Origin of the sequence: Sunxiuqinia dokdonensis, assembly GCF_001270965.1 — a bacterium.
Classification (GTDB): Bacteria; Bacteroidota; Bacteroidia; order Bacteroidales; family Prolixibacteraceae; genus Sunxiuqinia; species Sunxiuqinia dokdonensis.
Genome location: NZ_LGIA01000201.1, coordinates 1 through 20,463 on the forward strand (window position 1 = coordinate 1; position 20,463 = coordinate 20,463).

General features: G+C 46.1%; 15 protein-coding genes. 5 read left to right on the plus strand and 10 right to left on the minus strand.

The genetic code is table 11. The features are described from left to right. The 3 genes from NC99_RS22190 to NC99_RS18860 form a co-directional block, all read left to right on the plus strand. Nucleotides 1–205 (plus strand): glycosyltransferase (locus tag NC99_RS22190; RefSeq protein ID WP_162231260.1); only part of this gene is annotated, 205 nt, incomplete at its 5' end. Between the two features lie 51 nt (nucleotides 206–256). After that, nucleotides 257–937 carry an ABC transporter ATP-binding protein gene (locus NC99_RS18855; protein ID WP_053187582.1) on the plus strand — a complete coding sequence of 227 codons (681 nt, stop codon included), beginning with the start codon at nucleotides 257–259 and terminating at the stop codon, nucleotides 935–937. After that, nucleotides 934–4,164 (plus strand): FtsX-like permease family protein, encoded by a 3,231-nt coding sequence (locus NC99_RS18860; RefSeq protein WP_053187584.1) that lies wholly within the window; start codon nucleotides 934–936, stop codon nucleotides 4,162–4,164. Before NC99_RS18855 ends, NC99_RS18860 begins: the two co-directional genes overlap by 4 nt. A gap of 76 nt (nucleotides 4,165–4,240) precedes the next feature. On the opposite strand, the gene NC99_RS18865 is transcribed toward NC99_RS18860, so the two are convergent. Together NC99_RS18865 and trxA are read right to left on the minus strand one after the other, a co-directional pair. Continuing rightward, the gene (locus NC99_RS18865) at nucleotides 4,241–6,520 is read right to left on the minus strand and encodes an FAD-dependent oxidoreductase (RefSeq protein ID WP_082326581.1); all 2,280 of its coding nucleotides are present in this window, start codon (nucleotides 6,518–6,520) and stop codon (nucleotides 4,241–4,243) included. A 30-nt stretch (nucleotides 6,521–6,550) separates the two neighbouring features. Further along, nucleotides 6,551–6,973 (minus strand): thioredoxin, encoded by a 423-nt coding sequence (gene trxA, locus NC99_RS18870; RefSeq protein ID WP_204375060.1) that lies wholly within the window; start codon nucleotides 6,971–6,973, stop codon nucleotides 6,551–6,553. A 157-nt stretch (nucleotides 6,974–7,130) separates the two neighbouring features. On the opposite strand from trxA, the gene NC99_RS18875 reads away from it, so the two are divergent. Continuing rightward, nucleotides 7,131–7,826, plus strand: a complete 696-nt coding sequence (locus NC99_RS18875; RefSeq protein ID WP_053187586.1) for a Crp/Fnr family transcriptional regulator — start codon at nucleotides 7,131–7,133, stop codon at nucleotides 7,824–7,826. Between the two features lie 307 nt (nucleotides 7,827–8,133). Here NC99_RS18875 and NC99_RS18880 read toward each other — a convergent pair whose 3' ends face one another. The 8 genes from NC99_RS18880 to NC99_RS18915 all read right to left on the minus strand — a co-directional run bounded on the left by NC99_RS18880 (nucleotide 8,134) and on the right by NC99_RS18915 (nucleotide 19,106). Further along, entirely contained in the window at nucleotides 8,134–8,313 is a 180-nt protein-coding gene (locus NC99_RS18880; RefSeq protein ID WP_053187588.1) for a hypothetical protein, read from the minus strand. A 557-nt stretch (nucleotides 8,314–8,870) separates the two neighbouring features. Next, the gene (locus tag NC99_RS18885) at nucleotides 8,871–10,193 is read right to left on the minus strand and encodes a citrate (Si)-synthase (RefSeq protein ID WP_053187590.1); all 1,323 of its coding nucleotides are present in this window, start codon (nucleotides 10,191–10,193) and stop codon (nucleotides 8,871–8,873) included. Nucleotides 10,194–10,227: 34 nt separating this feature from the next. After that, complete coding sequence (gene icd, locus NC99_RS18890; RefSeq protein WP_053187591.1) at nucleotides 10,228–11,496, minus strand: NADP-dependent isocitrate dehydrogenase; 1,269 nt, start codon at nucleotides 11,494–11,496, stop codon at nucleotides 10,228–10,230. 1 nt (nucleotide 11,497) lies between these two features. After that, entirely contained in the window at nucleotides 11,498–12,730 is a 1,233-nt protein-coding gene (locus NC99_RS18895) for an isocitrate dehydrogenase (NADP(+)) (protein ID WP_053187594.1), read from the minus strand. Between the two features lie 20 nt (nucleotides 12,731–12,750). Continuing rightward, a complete protein-coding gene (locus NC99_RS18900; RefSeq protein ID WP_053187597.1) occupies nucleotides 12,751–15,012 on the minus strand; it encodes an aconitate hydratase in 2,262 nt (753 codons plus the stop codon). 333 nt (nucleotides 15,013–15,345) lie between these two features. Continuing rightward, complete coding sequence (locus NC99_RS18905; RefSeq protein WP_053187601.1) at nucleotides 15,346–16,104, minus strand: phosphosulfolactate synthase; 759 nt, start codon at nucleotides 16,102–16,104, stop codon at nucleotides 15,346–15,348. 2 nt (nucleotides 16,105–16,106) lie between these two features. Continuing rightward, entirely contained in the window at nucleotides 16,107–17,525 is a 1,419-nt protein-coding gene (locus tag NC99_RS18910; protein ID WP_053187604.1) for a tetratricopeptide repeat protein, read from the minus strand. Between the two features lie 48 nt (nucleotides 17,526–17,573). Continuing rightward, nucleotides 17,574–19,106, minus strand: a complete 1,533-nt coding sequence (locus NC99_RS18915) for a DUF4301 family protein (RefSeq protein ID WP_053187607.1) — start codon at nucleotides 19,104–19,106, stop codon at nucleotides 17,574–17,576. A gap of 238 nt (nucleotides 19,107–19,344) precedes the next feature. Here NC99_RS18915 and NC99_RS18920 point away from each other — a divergent pair, with 238 nt between their 5' ends. Next, the gene (locus tag NC99_RS18920; protein ID WP_053187610.1) at nucleotides 19,345–20,289 is read left to right on the plus strand and encodes a TIGR01212 family radical SAM protein; all 945 of its coding nucleotides are present in this window, start codon (nucleotides 19,345–19,347) and stop codon (nucleotides 20,287–20,289) included. Nucleotides 20,290–20,463: the final 174 nt, after the last annotated feature.

Here is a 20,463-nt window from a genome sequence, read left to right on the forward strand (position 1 = left end):
AGTTGGCTTGTCGGAAGGCGGTGTGACTTATCATCCAAACAGCCCTAAAAAACTGGCGAAAGCCTGGAAAAGTATTATTTTAGATAAAGAAAAGTTAGCGGATTTAAGCACCAAAGGATTGGAAGGTGTCAAAACACATTTCGATATTCATAAGCAGTCCGAAAAACTGGTAGAAATATATAAAAAAGTGGCGGTGAAGGCGTAGTTCAAGAATAAACTCGAAACTTAAAAACACGCAACTCGAAACAGAAAAGGTATGCTCGAAATTAAAACACTCACCAAAAGTTTTCAATCCGGATCGGGAGCCCGGCGAGTCATTCTGGATGAACTCAGCTTATCGGTGCAGGATGGCGAAAGTGTCGCTATTGTTGGTCCGTCGGGTTCAGGAAAAACGACTTTGCTGAATATGCTGGGGGCGCTCGATCGTCCGGATCGTGGTGACGTGCTTTTGAATGGCGAATCGGTTTTCAGCAAAAATGAAAAGCAACTGGCCGAATTTCGCAACCGGTCAATTGGTTTTGTGTTTCAGCTGCATCATTTGCTTCCGCAGCTCAATTTGATGGAGAACATCTTACTGCCGGTCGTTGCGCAGCAGTCAGCGGTCGATGCAGCCAGCCGAGAACGCGCTGAAAAATTGACTCGAAAGTTGGGCATCACCGGATTGCAAAATCAAAGGCCTGGACAACTTTCTGGTGGCGAGTGTCAGCGCACAGCAGTTGCACGTGCTTTGATTAACCAACCCCGGATTTTGCTGGCCGATGAACCAACCGGAGCCTTGGATCAGCAGTCGTCCACCCAGTTGGCTGACCTGCTTTTACAGCTCAACCGCGAAGAAAATACCAGCTTGATTGTGGTGACACACTCCATGGCCTTGGCTTCTAAAATGGATAAGATTTACCAACTCGAAAACGGAAAACTGCAACTTACGGAGGCATGAACGGAATTCGCTACGCCATAAAATCACTGCTCTATTTTTGGAAATTGAATCTGACCATGGTGTTGGGCGTGGCGCTCAGTACGGCTATTTTGTTGGGGGCATTCGTGATTGGCGATTCGGTTTCGTATAGCCTGAAGCAAATTACCTTGCAGCGGCTGGGCAACACCGATTGGGTGATCACCGGCGGTGAGCGTCTTTTTCGAGCCGAACTGGCCAGCGAAATCGCATCAGAAGAGTTGGAAGCAAGCCCGCTGCTGTTTGCAAACGGTATGGCGGTTTTGGATGGCGGTAAAGCCCGGGCCAATCAGTTGCAGGTTTGGGGCGTGAAAGCTGGCTTCGATACCTTTGCTGAAACGGACCACCTGTATGAATTAGAAAGTAATGAGGCTGTTATTAACGAACAGTTGGCCGAAGTTCTTGGCGTAGAAGTGGGAGAGGAGCTGCTATTGCGGGTAAACAAATTAAGTACCTTCCCAGCCAATACGCCCTTTGTTTCGGCGGATGAGTCCACTATTTCGCTTCGGGTGAAGGTCAAGGCCATTGCTTCCTTGGCACAAACCGGTAATTTTAATCTTCAGGCTATTCAGTCAGCTCCCAAAAATATTTTTGTTTCACTCGATTTTCTTAATCGCCAGATGCAGTTGGATGACTTGGCCAATGTGCTGTTGGTGAATGGCTCTGGCTTGAGCGAAACGAGTTTGTACAAGCGGATTGCAGTGCATTGGAAACTGGAGGACCTGAATCTTTCCGTTAGAGATAATCCCGATTTGAGCTATACGGAGTTGATTTCCGACCGGGTATTTATTGAGCCTTCCGTAGCTGAGAAGTTGCTAAACAACGGTGAAACTTATCCGGTCTTTTCTTATTTCGTCAATCAATTAAAGGTTCAGGATCGGGTAACGCCTTACTCTTTTGTGGCTGGGTTGCCATCAAAAATGATAGATTTGCGAGCCGGCGAAATGATCATCAACCGGTGGTTAGCTGAGGATTTGCAGGCTGCTCCGGGCGATTCCATCTTCGTGAGTTATTTTGAAGTGGGGCCGTTGCGCCAGTTAATTGAGAAGTCGGCTTGGTTTCGAGTGACTGAAATTGTTGAAATGGAAGGGCAATGGGCCGATGTCAACCTGATGCCGGATATTCCGGGTTTGTCGGATGCCGGGCATTGCAGCGATTGGGAAACCGGTGTGCCGGTTGATTTATCCAGCATTCGACAAAAGGATGAGGATTACTGGACGGACTTTAAAGGCACGCCCAAAGCATTTATCAACTTAAATACCGCGCAGGAATTGTGGGGAAACCGCTTTGGACAGTCAACGGCCATTCGGCTGGAGGGCTTGCAGGCTGCAGACTTTGAAAAGCAGGTTTTAGCTGAACTTCAGCCGGAGGATGTGGGTTTTCAAGTGAAGAATGCCAAAGAAGACGGCTTGCAGGCGGCCGGCCAGGGAGTTGATTTTAGCGGCCTGTTTATCGGGCTGAGTTTTTTCGTGCTGTTTGCCGCCTTGTTGCTGGCTTATCTGATGTTGCAGTTGTACCTGAACTTTCGTCGTTCGGAGATCGGCACCCTGCATGCCATGGGCTTTTCGGCTCATAAAATCAGGCAGTTTTTTTTCTTCGAGGCAACGTTGCTGGTTTTGATTGGAACACTGCTGGGAGTGCCCATTGGATTGGCGTACAATAGTCTGATTATGGATGCCATCAACACCATTTGGCGCGACATTGTCCGCACCTCTATTTTGAATATTCATGTCACACCCTTGGCTATTCTTCAGGCTATTCTGATTGTTGGAATCATCAGTTTGGTCAGCGTATGGTTTGTGCTTCGAAACTATGCCAGGCAGCAGGTGGTGGCGATGCAGCAAACGCAATCAGGGAAGTCTGGCTCCGGTAAATGGTCATTTCGGATCGGACTAGGCTTAAGCTTGCTATCGGTTTTACTGATGTTTTCGCAAGGAATCGGCAAAGAGATCAATCCCATGGTATTTTTTATCAGCGGCTTTGGCTTGATGCCGGGTCTCATTTTGCTACTAAATTTTGCGCTTATCCGACGAGAAAAACGGACAACGGAGAAGTTGTCATTTCGCTTTTTTTCGAATCAGCTGGTCTTAGCCGATCGACGACGAAATATACTGATTGTTAGTTTTCTGTCAGTTGGAATTTTTTTGGTGCTTTCCACCGGTCTAAACCGAAAGGATTTGACACGAAATGCAGACCAGCCTTCATCAGGAACCGGGGGATACACCTTTTTTGCTGAGACTAGTTTCCCGGTGTTGTTTGATTTAAATTCGCCGGAAGGTCGCTTTGAACTGGGGCTGGAAGATTCTCCGGCTGACTTTGTGCAGTTCCAGGCTTTGGCGGGTGATGACGCCAGTTGTTTGAATCTGAACCGCGTGGCTCGTCCCCGAATTTTAGGTTTTGATCCGCAAAAACTGGACGAGCAACAAGCGTTTACCTTTGTTGCCAAGACGGAAGAACTGGATCCTGCACATCCTTGGTTGAGCCTGAACCAGACGTTAGCTAACGGACAAATTCCGGCTGTGGCTGACCAAACCGTGATTAAATGGGGCTTAGGCAAATCCGTGGGCGATACGCTTATCTATCAAAATGAAGCTGGTGAACCGATGGTTTTAAAACTAGTCGGTGGTTTGGCTAATTCTGTTTTTCAGGGAAATATTTTGATAGCGGACAGCTTGTTTTTTGCGAATTTTCCTTCGGTGAGCGGTTCGCAAGTGTTTTTGGTGCAGGCTCCTGAAACCGAAGAGGAAAATCTTCGTTCGGCCTTTCGGAACTATGGTTTGGAGATTACACCAGCCAAAGAACGACTGCTGCTTTTTTACCAGGTTGAAAACACCTATCTCAACATCTTTCTCATGCTGGGTGCACTCGGATTGCTGATTGGAACCGTTGGTTTGGGAATCCTAATTTTCCGGAGTATTTATGAAAGCCGGGCACAGTTTGCCTTGTTGGAAGCAACCGGTTTCCGCAAACAAAAAATCCGGCGAATGACCTTGCGCGGCTACATGCAGCTTGTCCTTTTGTCACTGATCATCGGGTTGATTCCGTCCATTCTTTCGGCCTTGCCGAGCTTACGTTCGTCGCTTTATTTTGGATTGATTTATTGGAGCCTGGCCATTTTTGTCCTGGTGTTCGCCAGTGCTTGGTTTTGGGTCTTTACAGGCAATCGGTTAGCGATGAAAGGCAAGCTATACGAAGCGCTGAGAAATGATTAATTGAATTTTTGGCAAACAAAAAATGGGAACTGCCCGTAAGCGAAGTTCCCATTCGATCTATGATTTCGTTTTCGTGTTATCGCCGCGCCATCATCATGTGCATCAATCCACCTCCGTTGCTCACGTTGGTAAATCCTGCCTGCTGCAATCCTCGCTGTGCATAAGCCGAGCGTGCTCCGGAAGCGCAGTACAAGGTGATTTCTCTTGATTTGCTTCCGAGTTCATCGATTCGGGCGTACAACTCATCCAATGGAATATTAATGGCATTGGGAAATGCTCCGGCCTGGAATTCTTCGGGCGTGCGAACATCAACAACCAACGGCTCGTTTGATGAAGTTGCAGAACCAGATGTGCGATTACGATTGGCCATCATGGCTGATAGTCCGCCACCATTTTTTACATTGGTGTAGCCAAGTTGCATCAGCATGCGTTGGGCATAGGCCGATCGCGCTCCTGTAGCGCAATAAACTACAATTTCGCGCGATGCGTTGGTTCCCAATTCTTCAAAACGATACATGAGCTCATCCATTGGAATGTTGATAGCGTCGGGATAGGCTCCTTCCTGAAATTCCTCTGGCGTGCGCACATCAATCACTAAAGGTGAATGATCATCCGCTATTTTTTCTGTGGCTTTTTCTTCGGATTCGGCCTTGTCTTCTTCCATCGATTTTCTATCAATCGGAAGCAAATCGATTTCAATTTGCGTAAAGCCCAAGGTTCGGGCTTGCCGTTGCAAGGAGGTGTGTCCGCCTGAAATGTTGGTCACATCGTTGAATCCAGCTCCCCGCAAAGTGCGCAAAGCCTGGTGCCCTTTTTTGCCGGTTTCATCATAAACAACGATTGGTTGATTGGATGGAAGATCCGACAGCTGTTGCGATAGCAATTCCAGCGGAATATGCATGGCGCCTTGTATATGGCTTTTCTCGAAGGCAAAGATGTCACGAACGTCAAGATAAACTGGATTTTTTTCCGAAACAAAGCCATCAAGTTCGGAAACCGTAATGGATGGGCTGAATCCAGAACTGCGGTTTTCGGCCGTGTAAGCCGCCATGTTAATCGCATCGTTGGCTGTTCCAATCGGAGGCGAATAGGCAAAGTCGATGTCTGCCAAATCGCTGATCGTCATTTTTGCGGCAGTAGCGGTAGCAATGATATCCAACCGTTTGTCGGCCCCTTTGTAGCCAGCTGTTTGTCCGCCCAGCACCACACCTGTTTTTCGATCGTAAACCAAAAGGGCGGTAACTGTTTCGGCTCCGGGGTAATACGAAGTGTGATGCTCTTTATGAACAACCACCGCATCGGCATCAATTCCGGCAGCACGGGCCTGTTTTAACGAAAGGCCTGTCATTCCTGCCACAGCTTCGAACACACGCACTACCGATGTTCCGATAGCGCCTTTGTATGGATGATGGCCACCCAAGGCGTTTTCGGCAGCAATTCGTCCCTGCCGGTTGGCCGGACCAGCCAATGGAATCCGTACTTTTTTCCCACTTACGCGGTGCTCAATTTCAACCATGTCGCCGGCCGCGTAAATATCCGGATCGGAAGTCTGCAGTTCGGCGTTCACCAGTAATCCGCCTGCTTCGCCCAATTCGAGCCCGGCATCAATAGCCAGTAGCAAGGTAGGACGTACACCAATCGACAACAAAACGAGATCGGCTTCTAGCCGCTTGCCATTGTTCAGTGTCACTGACTTATCTTTAATTTCGTTGACGCCTGCATTGGTGTGCACACCAACACCATAAGCCAGCAGTTCGTTCTCAATAAATCCGGCGGTTTCGGCCTCCATCAGGCCCATCACGTGGGGCATCATTTCTACCACATTCACTTTCAGTCCTCGTTTTACCAAAGCTTCCACCATCTCCAGGCCAATAAAACCGCCGCCAACAACTACGGCACTTTTCGGACTTTTTTCTTCCAAATGGTTGGAGATTTTGTCCATATCTTCGAGTGTCCACAGCGTAAAAACATGATCAAGATCGGCTCCAGGAAGTGTCGGATTGATCGGCTTTCCGCCTTGAGCAAGAATGAGTTTGGTATACTCAAACGTGCTCACTTCTCCGTTGATGGCGTTGATTGTTTCTAGCTGGTGCCCCTGGCGGTCGATTGCTGTTACCCGCGTGTTGGTATAAACGTCAACATCGTATTGCTCCTTAAAACTTTCAGGGCTTTGCAGAATCAGCTTTGAGCGGCTTTTGATATCGCCTCCGATGTAATACGGCAGCCCGCAATTGGCAAACGATATATCAGGCCCCGCTTCAAGCATAACAATTTTGGCTGTAGGAGATATTCGGCGAGCTTTTGCAGCAGCTGTTGCTCCGGCTGCAACTCCCCCTATAATCACAATTTTTTCCATGATTTTCTTTTATGTTTTTAGGATTGGCGATTATTCAGCTTTCGCCATTTCTTTCAGTAAGTAATCTTTGCTTTTGATACCGACAAAGCGGTTGATTTCTTTTCCGTTTTTGAATAGGATGAGGGTGGGAATGCTTTGAACTTTGAATTTTTGGGCGAGTCCCTGAAATTTTTCAATGTCTACCTTCCCGACATAACTATTGCCGTTTAAACTGGCCGAAACATCGTTTAAAATTGGCGCCATGATTCGGCAGGGGCCACACCAGCTGGCCCAAAAGTCAACCAGAACCAGTTTGTTTTTTGTTTTGAGCTGAAAGTTTTTGTCTGTCAGCGTGAGCACGTTTTCATGATCATCAACCAAAGGCGTATTTTTCATTTTTGTCCGGGCAATTTTTGCCAGAATGAGAAACCCGATGATCAGCACGGCAATGACGATGAGGATTATTTTTACCATCTTGTATTTTCAAAAATTAATTCGATGCAAAAGTATGCTACACCAAAGCTGCAAGCAAGCATCGTGGCTGCTGCCTTTCCAACTTTCGGATTGAAATGGAACAACTTTTTTATTGATTTATTTCTAACTTCACGGCTTAATGTAAGCTTGCAAGCTCATGAAGACGATTTTAGAAACTGATGATGATTTTATTTGCGATATTAAAGCGCCGTGCTTTCAGACCCTTGGGCCTGATGAAGTGGAACTGGTACGGTCGGCCAAAACACAGGTTCATTTTCGCAAGGGCGACAACCTGACCAAGCAGGGTGCCTTTGCGTCGTATGTATTGTTTATTGTCGAGGGCTTGGTCAAACAGTACCTGGAAGGTGATAATAACAAGCTTTACAACCTGAAAATTTTTCAACAAGGTGACTTTGTTGGATTGTCCTCTGCATTTTCAAAAAGCACCTTTGACTATTCTACGGTTGCTCTCACGGATTGTATGGCTTTCCTGATTGAAAAAGAGGCCATAGGGCAGGTGGTCAGGCAAAATGGCTTGTTCGGTTTCAATTTTATTCAGCGGTACTGTGAGCAAAGCTCGGGCTTGTTCTCAACCATTCGAAACGTGCTTTACAAGCAGATGAACGGCCGCCTGGCCGATACCTTGCTTTATTTGAATGGTTTCAAGGCAGCCAATCCCAAAATTTTTCATCTGCTTTCGCGAAAGGATCTGGCCGATTTTGCCGGAATCTCAACTGAGAGTGCAGTCAAGCTGCTGAAAGCCTATGAAAAAGATGGCTTGATTAAATTGAAAGACAAAGACGTGGTTGTGCTTGATTTTGATAAGCTGCGCGAGATTAGTGTGCGCGGCTGAACTTGGCTTGCTTCCTGTTTTCATCGGAAAATGGATTACCCGGCTGGTGCTTTCTTTTTTTCAGAAAAACAACAAAGCTGGTCGCAGATTTTCTTGTTTTCAATGCAAAACAACAAAGCTGGCCGCAGATTTTCTTGTTTTTTGTGCGAAACAAGAAAGTTAGTCGTCGACTCTCCTCATTCGTTTGAATGGAATCCGGATTGATGCGTGAAATTTTTGAATCGGGTAGGGCTTAAAAACAATAATGGGAACCACTCGGTATGAATAGCTCCCATCCACTACTTGACGACCGAAATCATCTTTCGTGTCAGGCTACTGTTATTTTGACCGGCTGATCATCGAATCGAGGATTCTTGTTTTCAGCCCCTGGCTTTCCGGCTGAGCCTTTTACAGCTTCGCCTTCCAGCTGTCCGCTCATCAAACCCGAAGGTTGTTTTCCCGGACGAAGTTTTCGACAGCTTCTGAGGAATTCTGGTCTTGCGATCATCCTTCGCTCAAATTTCGATGTTTAACGGAACCGGAGTTCCAACGATCTCTTATTTTCTGTCCGAAACGAGTTCCTTTCAGAAAACAGCCATCAATCTTAAAACTACTTGACTGGCCGAAGCCAATCGTTTTCGTTTTAATCAAGCATGTAAAGAACGGGTCTTTGGTTGCTTAAACTTCGGCTCCTTTGTTGCGCAAACCCGGGGGTTTGGATGATTTGACGCTGGCTCAGCTAAGAGCTTTTGTCGCCTCCACATCTCCGGAGCAGTCTTTTATCGCTCACCTGATAGTATCAAATGTACATCGAAAAACCAATAGATGTCAATTATTTCGGTGTCTTTAAATCAACCAGGTGTCAACTGAAGATATCAACAATTGTTAGTAAGTCGTAAAAGCCTTGCCATACTTCTTATTTCGAGTATTTTTCAATTGTTTCCTGACCGGTTATCAACAATTTTTGATCGGTGAGCTTTTCCCGAATGAACAAATGCGGTTGGATTCAACAAAAAAAAATGCCCTCGATTGAGAGCATTTTTAAGATTTTTAGTCGTGAATGGTTTAGCAACCGGGTGCACTTTTGTCGCCTGCTTGTTCATGGTACCACTTCAGCGGATACGATGAAGGACGCTCGATGGGTAATCCATAGAGCCGATCCATTACCAAGCTCGCCAACACGCCGAGGGCCCTGGATACACCAAACATGACCGTGTAGAATGAGTGTTCCTTAATGCCATAGTGGTACAACAACGAGCCTGAATAAGCATCCACGTTGGGCCAGGGGTTTTTCACCTTTCCTGTTTCTTCCAAAATTGGTGGAACCACCCGGTGCAGTGTATTCACAATGTTGATCAGCTTATCATCTTTGACATACTTCTTGGCAAATTCCTGCTGTGCGGTAAACCGAGGGTCAGTTTGACGCAGAACGGCATGTCCGTAGCCGGGAATAACACGGCCTTCGGCCAAGGTGCGCTTGGAATAGGCAATAATTTGTTCTTCTGTTGGATTGTCGGTATCCAGCTCTTGTAGCATGGAAAAAATCCAGTTAATTACCTCCTGATTGGCGTAACCATGAAGTGGACCAGCTAACCCAAGCATTCCGGCCGCATAAGCATAATAAGGGTTACTGAGTGCAGAGCCCACCAGGTGCGTAGCGTGTGCCGATACGTTTCCACCTTCATGATCCGCATGAATCACCATATACAACCGGAGTAAGCGTTTAATTTCGTCACTTTCGTGCCCCATCATGTGAGCCAGGTTTCCAGCCCAGTCCAGGCGTGGATCCGGTTCAATATGATGATCGTTGAAGAATTGACGGCGATAAATGTAAGCGGCAATCCTTGGCAGGCGTGCAATCAGGTTCATCACATCTTCGTAAGTCGTGTCCCAGTAGTGCTTCTTATGCACGCCGGTACGGTAGGCTTTCTGAAAAATAGAATCTGTAGCCATGCTAAGAATAGCGGCACTGAACTGGGTCATGGGGCGCGCATTCTTTGGAATGGCATCAATGACGTCAAATACGTGTTGTGGCACATAGGCCCGTGTTGCCCAATCCTTGCTTAAGTTCAGTACATCGTCACGCTCGGGTATTTCACCAATCAACATCAGGTAGAAAAGACCTTCGGGAAGGGGCTCTCCATCGGGATTCAATCGCGGCAATTTTTCGCGAAGTTCCGGTATGGTGTATCCACGAAACCGGATTCCGGTTGTTGGATCTAACTTCGACGTGTCTGTAATTAAGCTTGGTACGCCTTTCATTCCAGTCATCACCTGTTCAATCGTCACATTGGCAATTACTTTGTCACCATGTTCGTTCTTTAATCGTTGGTATTCGTTGACGCACTTACTGGCTTTTTGGTAAAATCGATTCTTAATGTATTCCATTTTTAAAGTATTTTAGTTTGATTTTTTTTTTGATTTAGTGAATATTCCGGATGATTTCATCAGCAAACTCTGCGGTAGACATCAAGGTCGAACTTTCCATCATCGCATGCAGGTCGGATGTCACCCGACGTTTGGCAAAAGTATGCTCCATGGCATCAAAAACATGTTCGGCTGCCTCATCCCAGCCCAAATACTCGAGCATCATGACACCCGAAAGAATCAGGGAGCTTGGATTGGCTTTTCCAGTACCAGCTATTGTTGGTGCCGTTCCGTGTGTGGCTTCGAAAATGGCATAGCCACTCTGGTAATTGATGTTGGCGCCGGGCGATATTCCAATTCCACCGACCATCGCTGCCAGTTGGTCTGAAATATAATCACCATTTAAATTCATGGTGGCAATAACCGAGTGATTGAACGGATGCAGTAAACTGTCTTGCAGAAAGGCATCGGTAATCACATCCTGAACAACGACTTTCCCAGATTTTTTTGCTTCTTCGAGTGCCTTTTGCGCATCCAGCTGACCTTTGTCCTGTTCAATTTGCTGATACTGTCGCCATGTGAAAACCTGATTGGTAAATTCGGATTCTGCTAAATCATAGCTCCATGTTTTGAAAGCTCCTTCAGTAAATTTCATGATATTTCCCTTGTGTACCAGGGTCACCGAGGGCAGATTTCGTTTTATGGCATAATGAATAGCTGCTCGTACGAGTCTTTCGGAACCTTCCTTTGAGATGGGTTTTACGCCAAACGACGAACTTTCGGGGAAGCGAATCTCCGAAGAAACGCCCATTTCTTGAACCAGAAAATCCCGAAACCTGGTCGTATTTTCTTCGCCGGTCATAAACTCAATTCCTGCATAAATGTCTTCGGTATTTTCGCGAAAAATGTGCATATCAACCATCGACGGGTAGCGTATGGGAGAGGGGACACCCTTAAACCAACGCACCGGGCGCAGGCAAACGTACAAATCGAGCGTTTGACGCAAAGCCACATTGAGCGAGCGAATTCCCCCACCTACCGGCGTTTCGAGCGGACCTTTAATCCCAACAAGGTACTCTTTAAAACTAGCTATCGTTTCATCTGGAAGATGTTGGCCGGTTGCCTTGAAGGCCTTTTCGCCTGCCAGCACTTCCTTCCACACTAATTTGCGGGATGAGCCATAAGCTTTTTCAACAGCAGCATCTAAAACTCTTTGGGCCGGTTTTGAAATATCCCTACCAATTCCATCACCTACAATGAAGGGAATGATGGGTTGATTGGGTATTTTCAGAATCCCATTTTCGAGTTTGATTTTTTCTCCCATATTAGTTGGCTGTTAATCTACTTTTTAGGTTGGCATCAATGGCATTCAGGAAATCCTCTGTTGTCAGATAATGCTCTTCTTTCAGGTCTTTCTCATGAATGATCAAAGCCAAATCCTTGGTCATTTTACCGCTTTCAATAGTCTCAATACAAACTTGCTCCAACGTATTGGCAAAATCGATTAAAGCTTGGTTGTCATCCAGTTTTCCTCTAAAAGCCAGCCCTCGGGTCCACGCAAAAATGGAGGCAACCGGGTTGGTTGATGTCGGATTTCCTTGTTGGTGCTGGCGGTAGTGCCGTGTGACGGTTCCGTGAGCGGCTTCTGCTTCCATGGTTTTGCCGTCGGGGGTGATCAAGGTTGAAGTCATTAAACCCAATGAACCAAATCCTTGAGCTACGGTATCCGATTGTACATCGCCGTCGTAATTTTTACAGGCCCAAACATATCCGCCTTCCCATTTCATGGCAGCGGCTACCATATCGTCAATCAGGCGGTGCTCATAGGTAATTCCGGCAGCCTCAAATTTTTCTTTGAATTCATTGTTAAAGACTTCCTCGAAAAGGTCTTTAAAACGGCCATCGTATTTTTTCAGAATGGTATTTTTGGTTGACATGTAAAGTGGCCAACCTTTGGCGAGCGCTTGGTTCATACAAGCCCGGGCAAAGCCAATGATGGATTCGTCGGTGTTGTACATGGCCATTGCGATTCCGTCGCCCTCGAAGTCAAAGACATCAAACGACTGCACCTCACCGCCATCTTCGGGGGTAAACGTGATGGTCAATTTCCCTTTTCCCTTGGTCAGGAAATCGGTTGCACGGTATTGGTCACCAAAGGCATGACGACCGATACAAATCGGTTTTTTCCATCCCGGCACCAATCGTGGTATATTACTAATGATAATGGGTTCGCGGAAAACAGTTCCACCCAGAATATTCCGAATGGTGCCATTGGGCGAACGCCACATGTGTTTTAAATCGAATTCCTTCACTCGAACTTCGTCTGGCGTAATGGTTGCACACTTGATTCCTACACCGTATTTTTTGATGGCATGTGCTGCATCAACGGTGATTTGATCATCTGTTTCGTCACGTTTCTCCATTCCCAAATCGTAATACTTGATGTCCAGGTCGAGGTAAGGGAAAATAAGTTTTTCTTTTATGAAAGACCAAATAACCCGGGTCATTTCATCTCCGTCCAGTTCAACAACTGGATTTGCTACTTTAATTTTGTCCATTTCGGGTGTCTAATTTTTGATTAGTTATTTTGTTGTTTAATTAAATTTAATGCTGAGCCGGCTTTGTACCACTCAATTTGCTGGGCATTGTACGTGTGATTTAATTCGATAAGCTGCTTGCTTCCATCAGCATGTACCAATTCGACATGCAATGGTTTTCCGGGTGCAAATTCGGACAGATCGACAAAATTGAATTTGTCATCTTCCTGAATTTTATCGTAATCGTCTTCGTTTACAAAAGTTAAGCCCAGCATGCCCTGCTTTTTCAGGTTGGTTTCGTGGATTCGTGCAAAGGACTTTACAATGACTGCTTTTACGCCCAGGTGACGGGGCTCCATGGCCGCGTGTTCGCGCGATGATCCTTCGCCATAGTTGTGATCGCCCACAACGACTGTTGGGATATTGGCTGCCTTGTAAGCTCGCTGTACTTTGGGAACCTCATCGTACGATCCGTTCAGCTGATTCTTAACTTTATTGGTTTCATTGTTGAAAGCATTGACCGCGCCAATGAGCATGTTGTTGGAGATATTGTCCAGGTGTCCCCGGAAACGCAACCAGGGGCCAGCCATCGAAATGTGGTCGGTGGTGCATTTCCCAGCTGCTTTGATAAGCAAGCGGGCGCCATTCAGGTTTTTTCCATCCCAAGGATCGAATGGCGAAAGCAATTGCAAACGACCAGAATCCGGAGAAACGGCCACGCTAACAGCTGAGCCATCAGCGGCAGGCGCCTGGTAGCCGGCATCTTCAACCGCAAACCCTTTTTCTGGCAACTCCATCCCGGTTGGTGGATCCAACACCACTTCTTGCCCGTCCTCATTGATGAGTTTGTCGGTCATGGGGTTGAAGGTGATGTTACCGGCAATTGCCAATGCAGTCACCAACTCAGGCGATGCGACAAAAGCATGGGTGTTGGGGTTTCCATCAGCACGTTTCGAGAAGTTCCGGTTGAAGGAGTGCACAATCGTGTTCTTTTCGCCTTTCTCAGCTCCGGGACGGTTCCATTGTCCGATACAGGGGCCGCATGCGTTGGCAAACACGCTGGCACCAATTTTTTCAAAAATGTCGATAAAACCATCCCGTTCAATGGTGTAACGCACCTGCTCCGAACCCGGCGTGATGGTGAATTCTGACTTGGTTTTTAGTTTTTTGTCAACAGCCTGCTGGGCCAGTGAGGCCGCGCGTGAAATATCTTCGTACGAGGAATTGGTACAGGAACCAATTAATCCAACTTCGATTTTTGTAGGCCATCCGTTTTTCTTGGCTGCCTCGGCGACCTTCGAAATTGGTGTCGCCAGATCGGGTGTGAATGGCCCGTTCAGATGTGGTTCCAACTTGTTCAGATCAATCTCAATTACTTGATCGAAGTACTTTTCAGGATTGGCATAAACTTCCGAATCTGCCGTCAGGTGCTCTTTAATTCCGTTGGCCAAATCGGCTACTTCGGAACGCTCTGTCGCCCGCAGATAACGTTCCATCGATTCGTCGTAGCCAAAGGTTGAGGTGGTGGCGCCCACTTCGGCACCCATGTTGCAAATGGTTCCTTTACCGGTTGCCGAAAGGGATTTGGCGCCTTCCCCAAAATACTCAATAATAGCTCCGGTACCGCCTTTCACTGTTAATATACCTGCTACTTTCAGAATGATGTCTTTCGGCGCGGTCCAGCCATTGAGTTTACCGGTTAGTTTCACTCCAATCAGCTTCGGGAATTTCAGTTCCCAAGCCATGCCTGCCATTACGTCCACGGCATCGGCACCACCAACGCCAATGGCCACCATGCCCAGACCTCCTGCGTTGACCGTATGCGAGTCGGTACCGATCATCATTCCGCCGGGGAAGGCATAATTTTCCAGTACAACCTGGTGAATAATTCCGGCTCCAGGTTTCCAAAAGCCAATGCCGTATTTGTTTGAAACGGACTCCAAAAAGTCAAACACTTCTTTGTTGCTTTCCAAGGCAAATTTTAAGTCGGTTCGTCCGCCAACACTGGCCTGGATTAAGTGGTCGCAGTGCACAGTTGACGGAACCGCTGTTCTGTCTCGCCCTGAATTCATAAACTGGAGCAAAGCCATTTGTGCCGTTGCATCCTGCATGGCAACCCGGTCGGGGGCAAAATCCACATAATCAACCCCACGCTTGAATTCGGTCACTTTTTCCGGTTCAAACAGGTGGGTGTACAGGATTTTTTCAGAAAGTGTCAGTGGTTTTTTCAACACTTCTCTGGCCTTTTCTATACGAGGACCAAAATTCTCGTAGGTTTTCTTTATTAAATCTAAATCAAACATATTGTGGTTTTTAAAACAATTGTATTCCAGGGTTGACTAATCTCATCTTTTTTAACAAAAACGGCCTGCAAAGGTTTCCGCTTAGGGGCTTAAGATATCAAAAAATCCGCCTTAAGATAGCTAACTATTTGGCTATTTTAAAACAGGTTTCTTTATTTAGAATAGATAAAAAGAAGTGTTTTGAATGGATTTATTTTCTGAAAATATGTTCCATTGAGAAGAGAGCCCTGGAAAGCTTTTCAGAAAGATTGTCTTAACAGGTTGATTTTTAGAAATTAAAAAAACCACCAAGATCATTTGGTGGTTGACTATTGTTTGATATTTAAGTTCGAATTACGGAAGAAAACTGAGCAAAGTATCGCCACGAAGTCCTCTTCGGAGTGTTTCCAACGGGATCACTTCAGTTTCGGAAATATTGCCCAAATTGACATTGGCTCCCAACAATTTGATGAACCAAACTTGCTGGCTTTTGAGCGGGGCTTCCCATAAGATATGTTCTGTGTTAATTTCTTTTTTAATATCCATGATCAATTGGCTGTTGGCTGACCCGTCTTCCTGGTAGATGCCCATGTTTCCGCTTTCGCGGGCTTCGGCGATTACTTTCCAGGCACCGGCTTCCAATTCACTTTTCATCCACGAAACCCATTCGGCATTGCTAATTTCTTTTCCCCTAAGTTTGGTTCCAACTTCCGAGAAAACTTCGAAATCCCTGGCCAGGTCAGTGATGTACTGACATTTTTTACCGTGTTCAATCGGCAGGACGCCGTCAGAAACTTCGGCGGTTTCCACGCCACTTTCTGCAATAAACTTTCGGTAGTCGTCGAACATGTTTCGGGCTACGAATGCTTCGAAAAGCGTACCGCCAAAGTATGGCCTGATACCAGCTGCCTTATACAGGCTGATTTTTTCTTTTAAATTGGGAGTCAACAAGCCCGTTCCAAAGCCAAGCTTGACAAAATCCGTGTATTCTGATGCTACTTCGCATAAATCCTCTGCCTGTCGCAGGCTTAATCCTTTGTCCATCACCATCGTCAGACCTGATGATCGCGGTTTTTCAGGGCGTCCGGGAATAAACGGTAAGTTGAAATTCATGGTTAATATTTGGTTGATTGGTATTCTTTTATGAGCCTTTTGATGGATTCGTTTTGTTGTGCTTTCGGGTAATAATCAAAAAGATCGCTGTAACTGTTGAAATCAGCTTTTAGTGCGATTTCAAAATAATCGGTAGCCGAACGTTCTTCATCGTTCTCCAGCAAATAGGCTGTCAGCCGATAGTTGATATTTGAATCGTCAGCAATAATTTGATTTGCTTTTTTCAGAATGTCGATGGATTGTTGAAGCAAGCCTCGTTCGTACTGCATTTCGGCATACGAAATCCAGCTTTCCCTGTTGTCGGGGTCCAGGTTTGTGGCCATGTCGAATGCGGATTCGGCTGGCTCGTAAAGCCCGAGCTCGTGGTTGATTTTTCCATACATGAGCCAGAAATCGGGATTGGTATCATCAAGTTTGAGCGCTTTTTTTACTAGCGACTGGCTTTCGGTCAGGTTGTTTTCAATCCACATCACCAAGCCGGAGCCATACCAGGCAGAGGCATTATTCTTATTCAGGCGAATGGCTTTGCGGTAGTTGACAAGCGCTTCGTTGTACCGGTCCAGGTTCAGGTAACACTCACCCAAATAGCAGTAGGCATCATCATTCTGTTTGTCGACTTCAAGGTATTCCAGGTAACACGCAATTGCTTCCTCGTGCTGGTTGTTGTTCGACAGGGCATTGGCTTTGTTGAAAAGCGCCTGTTCAAACTCGTCATTCAGTGCGATAGAAAAGTCGTAAGCTTCAATGGCTTTGTCGTGCTGGCCAATGCGGTTGAAGGTGATTCCGAGGTTGTACCAAACCGATGGATTAAACGGATCGATATCGAGGTATTTGTTGTAGTACAGAATGCTTTTCTCGTCCAGGTTGTCTTTGTCGCAGTAATAGGCCAGTTCATAGAGCACCTGTTCATTTTCGGGATTGGCTTGGTAGGCACGTTCCAAAAAGGAAATGGCCTTTTGAATTTCGCCGGCCTGTCCGAGTGTGATGCCAATATTATACAGGAGCTCATCCTCTTCGTCGTAATTGTGGAAAATGGCTTGTTCGTATGCGACGATGGCATCATCAATCTGCTCAAGCATAATCAGTGCCGAGCCTTTGATCAGGTAAACATCAGAATTGCTGTCTTCGATTTTTTCGACAAGACGGATGATTTCAAGTGATTCTTCAACATTTTCATCGACTAACAGTAGCTGAGCTTTTTTGATTTGAAGAGCGATGGATGAGGGATGGATTTTCAAGCCGTTGTCGATAGCCAAATTGGCCAGGCTTACTTGTCCTTCCTCCAAGAAATAATCCACGATTCCTTCTACTTCAAAAACATCAAAATAGTCAGGCTTGTTGGTATTCATCATCGTCTCGAAGCGTTTGACGGCTTCTTCTATTTCCTCACTGTCGTAAAAGTCCCTTGAGTCTTCTTCCATAGAATCCAAAATTGCAGCTGCAAATTTAATAATACTTTTTAGAATTACTTAATCCGGCTGGTGCTCTTTTCGCAATAAGTCGTTGACTGTTTTTACCGGATTGAAAGTCAGGATTGGAACTTCCACAAACAGCGTGTTCCAATCAGCCATGGCCCCGTTCCAAAGTCCCGGAAGCTCCTGGGCCTTTAATTCTTTTCCGTCTTTTGACTTGTAGGAGATGAATCCCGTTTTGGGGTCCCTGTATTTTAGAAGATCGTAACTTTCTCCTTTGTAGTTTTTTGTTCCACATACCAAATCAACCGGATTGAAATGGGTGGCATTTTGAACAATGTTCTGTTGTTGCTTGTCGGATAGGTCCACCTGCACACTTTCGGCAATTTGTAAGGAGATGGAATCATCGGCATTTTTCGCCCAGAACGGGCCTCCGCCGGGTTCTCCTTCATTTTTTACTATACCGCACACGCGGATGGGGCGGTTGAACTTTTGCTTCAGGTAGTGATACAATTCTTCTTTTTCTGAATAGTACTGGTTTGTTGGTGGTTTGACATTGAGCACGTTTTCAAGAAAACTTGAAGCTTCAGAATAGAATTTGCTGTCCAAGGCGGTGTAATGACGCTCATCCAAAACCTGCTGGTAGCTAAAAATTCGTTTTTGGTAATTAAGCAGCAGTCCGGCCAGGGCTTTTTTGTATTTCACGGTTTCGCCTTTCAGGTAATCCGGCACCACATTGTCAATGTTTTTGATGAAGATCAAATCGGCGTTCAAATCATTCAGGTTGTCAAGCAAAGCACCATGGCCGCCGGGTCGGAATAGCAGGCTGTTGTCGTCATTTCTAAATGGTTCGTTTTGCATGTCCACGGCAATGGTGTCGGTTGTAGGCTTCTGCTGGCTGAATGTTATTTCGTAGCTGACTTCAAATGCTTGTTGGTAGGTGTTTTGCACTTCCTTGAGGTGCGTTTCGAAAGCTTCCTGGTGTTCGGGCGAAACCGTAAAATGGATTTTCACCCGGCCGTCCTTGTCTTTGGCGTAAAGCGCGCCTTCCACGGCATGCTCTTCAAAAGGTGTTCTCGATTTTTCGTTGTATTGATGAAATTTAAGCAGGCCTTTGGGTAAATTGCCATAGTTTAGTCCCGACTCGGTTAAAACCAGCTTCAGAATTTCCAGTTTCGAAAGTTGATCAATCGGTTTATTCGCGGTCTTTTCCAAATCAGCATAAAAGGCAAAGTCTGTAAGCTGGTCAAAAAAAGTCTGGATGGCTTCATTCTGCGTCACTTCTGCTTCGCTTGCTCCGTTCTCAAGTTGGTCAACAGCGGCGTACAAATCTTTAAACATGCGGCTGGCAGCGCCCGATGCCGGAACAAACTTCAACAAAGAAATTCCTTTCTCCAATTGATGTTCAAAAAAGTGAACAAACTCATCAACGTGTGATCCATCCAGCTGGATGATTCCCTTTCCGACGGTAGCAGCCTGGATGACTTCCAGAAATGGAAATCCATTTTCAAAGTTTTTGATTTGTTCTTTTACGGTGTTCAGGTCACTTCCTCTTTCTTTGATGAAAACCAAATCTTTGGCACTAAACATAGTTGGATGATTTTTGAATTACGTTAAAATTAACTAATAGGACTTAGAATTGGAACGCCCGAAAGCCGCGAGAGTTCTAAAGTTTTCAACATTTGTTGATAAATCCCGGGTTGGATTTTCATTTTCAGACGAATAGAAATCTGTATGGAGGCAGCGTGGGGGAGTTTATCTTGTGTTTTTTGATGAGATTGTCAGTTTTCAGCCCGATTTGCTTTATTTTCGCCCCAGATTTTGAGTTATGACTGAACAGCTTTATCCATGGGGGCATACCCGGCGCTACAATGATTTTCCGACTTATTTCAGAGGAAAGTTTAGCGAGCGGGTGCAGAAAGTATCGGTCGATGCCGGCTTTACTTGTCCGAACCGCGACGGCACCAAAGCGCTGAATGGCTGTTCGTATTGCAACAATCAAACCTTTCAGCCAGACTATTGTCGTCTGGAGAAAAGCATTTCGGAACAGTTGCAGCAGGGCATCGATTTTTATTCGAAGAAATACCAATCGATGAAGTTTCTGGCTTATTTTCAAGCCTACTCCAATACTTATGCTGATTTGGCTGTTTTAAAGGCGCGTTACGAAGAAGCTTTGAATCATCCGAGAATTGTTGGGCTGGTTTTGGGAACCCGTCCCGACTGCGTGAATGCGGAGATTCTGGATTATTTGGCTGAACTTTCAAAGTCCTGTTACGTGATGGTTGAATATGGCGTTGAATCGGTTCAGAATAAAACCCTGAAGCGGATCAATCGCGGACACCAGTTTGCCGAGGCCAAATGGGCCATCGAAGAAACGGCCCGGCGGGGCATTCATACCTGTGCGCATTTAATTTTGGGGCTTCCGGGCGAAACACGGCAAGATTTGCTGAACCAGGCCCGAACGATTTCAAAATTGCCGGTTGAAAACCTGAAACTGCACCAGCTTCAGATTCATAAAGGCACACGACTGGCGGTTGAGTTTAAGCGGCAGCCAGATGATTTTCATTTGTTTACGGCAGAAGAATACCTCGATCTGGTCGTGGATTACCTGGAACTACTGAATCCGGCAATCATTGTCGAGCGCTTTGTCAGCCAGGCACCGCCCGGCTTGCTAATTGCGCCCAAGTGGGGCTTGAAGAATTTCGAATTCGTGGCGAAACTTGAAAAACGCCTGGCCGAACGCAATACCTGGCAGGGAAGGTTGTTTGGGTAGTTTCAAAATCCAAAACCCAAATTCCAAAAGCCAAGCAAAGTTGCAGTTTGCAGAAATCGAGCATCAAGAATCAAGAATCAAGAATCGAGCAGCAAGGATCCAGCATCCAGTTTTCAGTCGCAGTGCCAGTTTCCAGTTTCGCCCAACCACTAACTAGTCAATCCTTAAAAACAA

Bases quoted from the DNA above. Each gene is read 5' to 3' on its own strand.
- NC99_RS18915 (WP_053187607.1), bottom strand. From the start codon at position 19,106: ATGTTTAGTGCCAAAGATTTGGTTTTCATCAAAGAAAGAGGAAGTGAC.
- NC99_RS18910 (WP_053187604.1), bottom strand. From the start codon at position 17,525: ATGGAAGAAGACTCAAGGGACTTTTACGACAGTGAGGAAATAGAAGAA.
- NC99_RS18895 (WP_053187594.1), bottom strand. From the start codon at position 12,730: ATGGACAAAATTAAAGTAGCAAATCCAGTTGTTGAACTGGACGGAGAT.
- NC99_RS18875 (WP_053187586.1), top strand. From the start codon at position 7,131: ATGAAGACGATTTTAGAAACTGATGATGATTTTATTTGCGATATTAAA.
- NC99_RS18880 (WP_053187588.1), bottom strand. From the start codon at position 8,313: ATGATCGCAAGACCAGAATTCCTCAGAAGCTGTCGAAAACTTCGTCCG.
- NC99_RS18855 (WP_053187582.1), top strand. From the start codon at position 257: ATGCTCGAAATTAAAACACTCACCAAAAGTTTTCAATCCGGATCGGGA.
- NC99_RS18885 (WP_053187590.1), bottom strand. From the start codon at position 10,193: ATGGAATACATTAAGAATCGATTTTACCAAAAAGCCAGTAAGTGCGTC.
- trxA (WP_204375060.1), bottom strand. From the start codon at position 6,973: ATGGTAAAAATAATCCTCATCGTCATTGCCGTGCTGATCATCGGGTTT.
- NC99_RS18900 (WP_053187597.1), bottom strand. From the start codon at position 15,012: ATGTTTGATTTAGATTTAATAAAGAAAACCTACGAGAATTTTGGTCCT.
- NC99_RS18905 (WP_053187601.1), bottom strand. From the start codon at position 16,104: ATGAATTTCAACTTACCGTTTATTCCCGGACGCCCTGAAAAACCGCGA.
- NC99_RS18860 (WP_053187584.1), top strand. From the start codon at position 934: ATGAACGGAATTCGCTACGCCATAAAATCACTGCTCTATTTTTGGAAA.
- NC99_RS18920 (WP_053187610.1), top strand. From the start codon at position 19,345: ATGACTGAACAGCTTTATCCATGGGGGCATACCCGGCGCTACAATGAT.
- icd (WP_053187591.1), bottom strand. From the start codon at position 11,496: ATGGGAGAAAAAATCAAACTCGAAAATGGGATTCTGAAAATACCCAAT.
- NC99_RS18865 (WP_082326581.1), bottom strand. From the start codon at position 6,520: ATGGAAAAAATTGTGATTATAGGGGGAGTTGCAGCCGGAGCAACAGCT.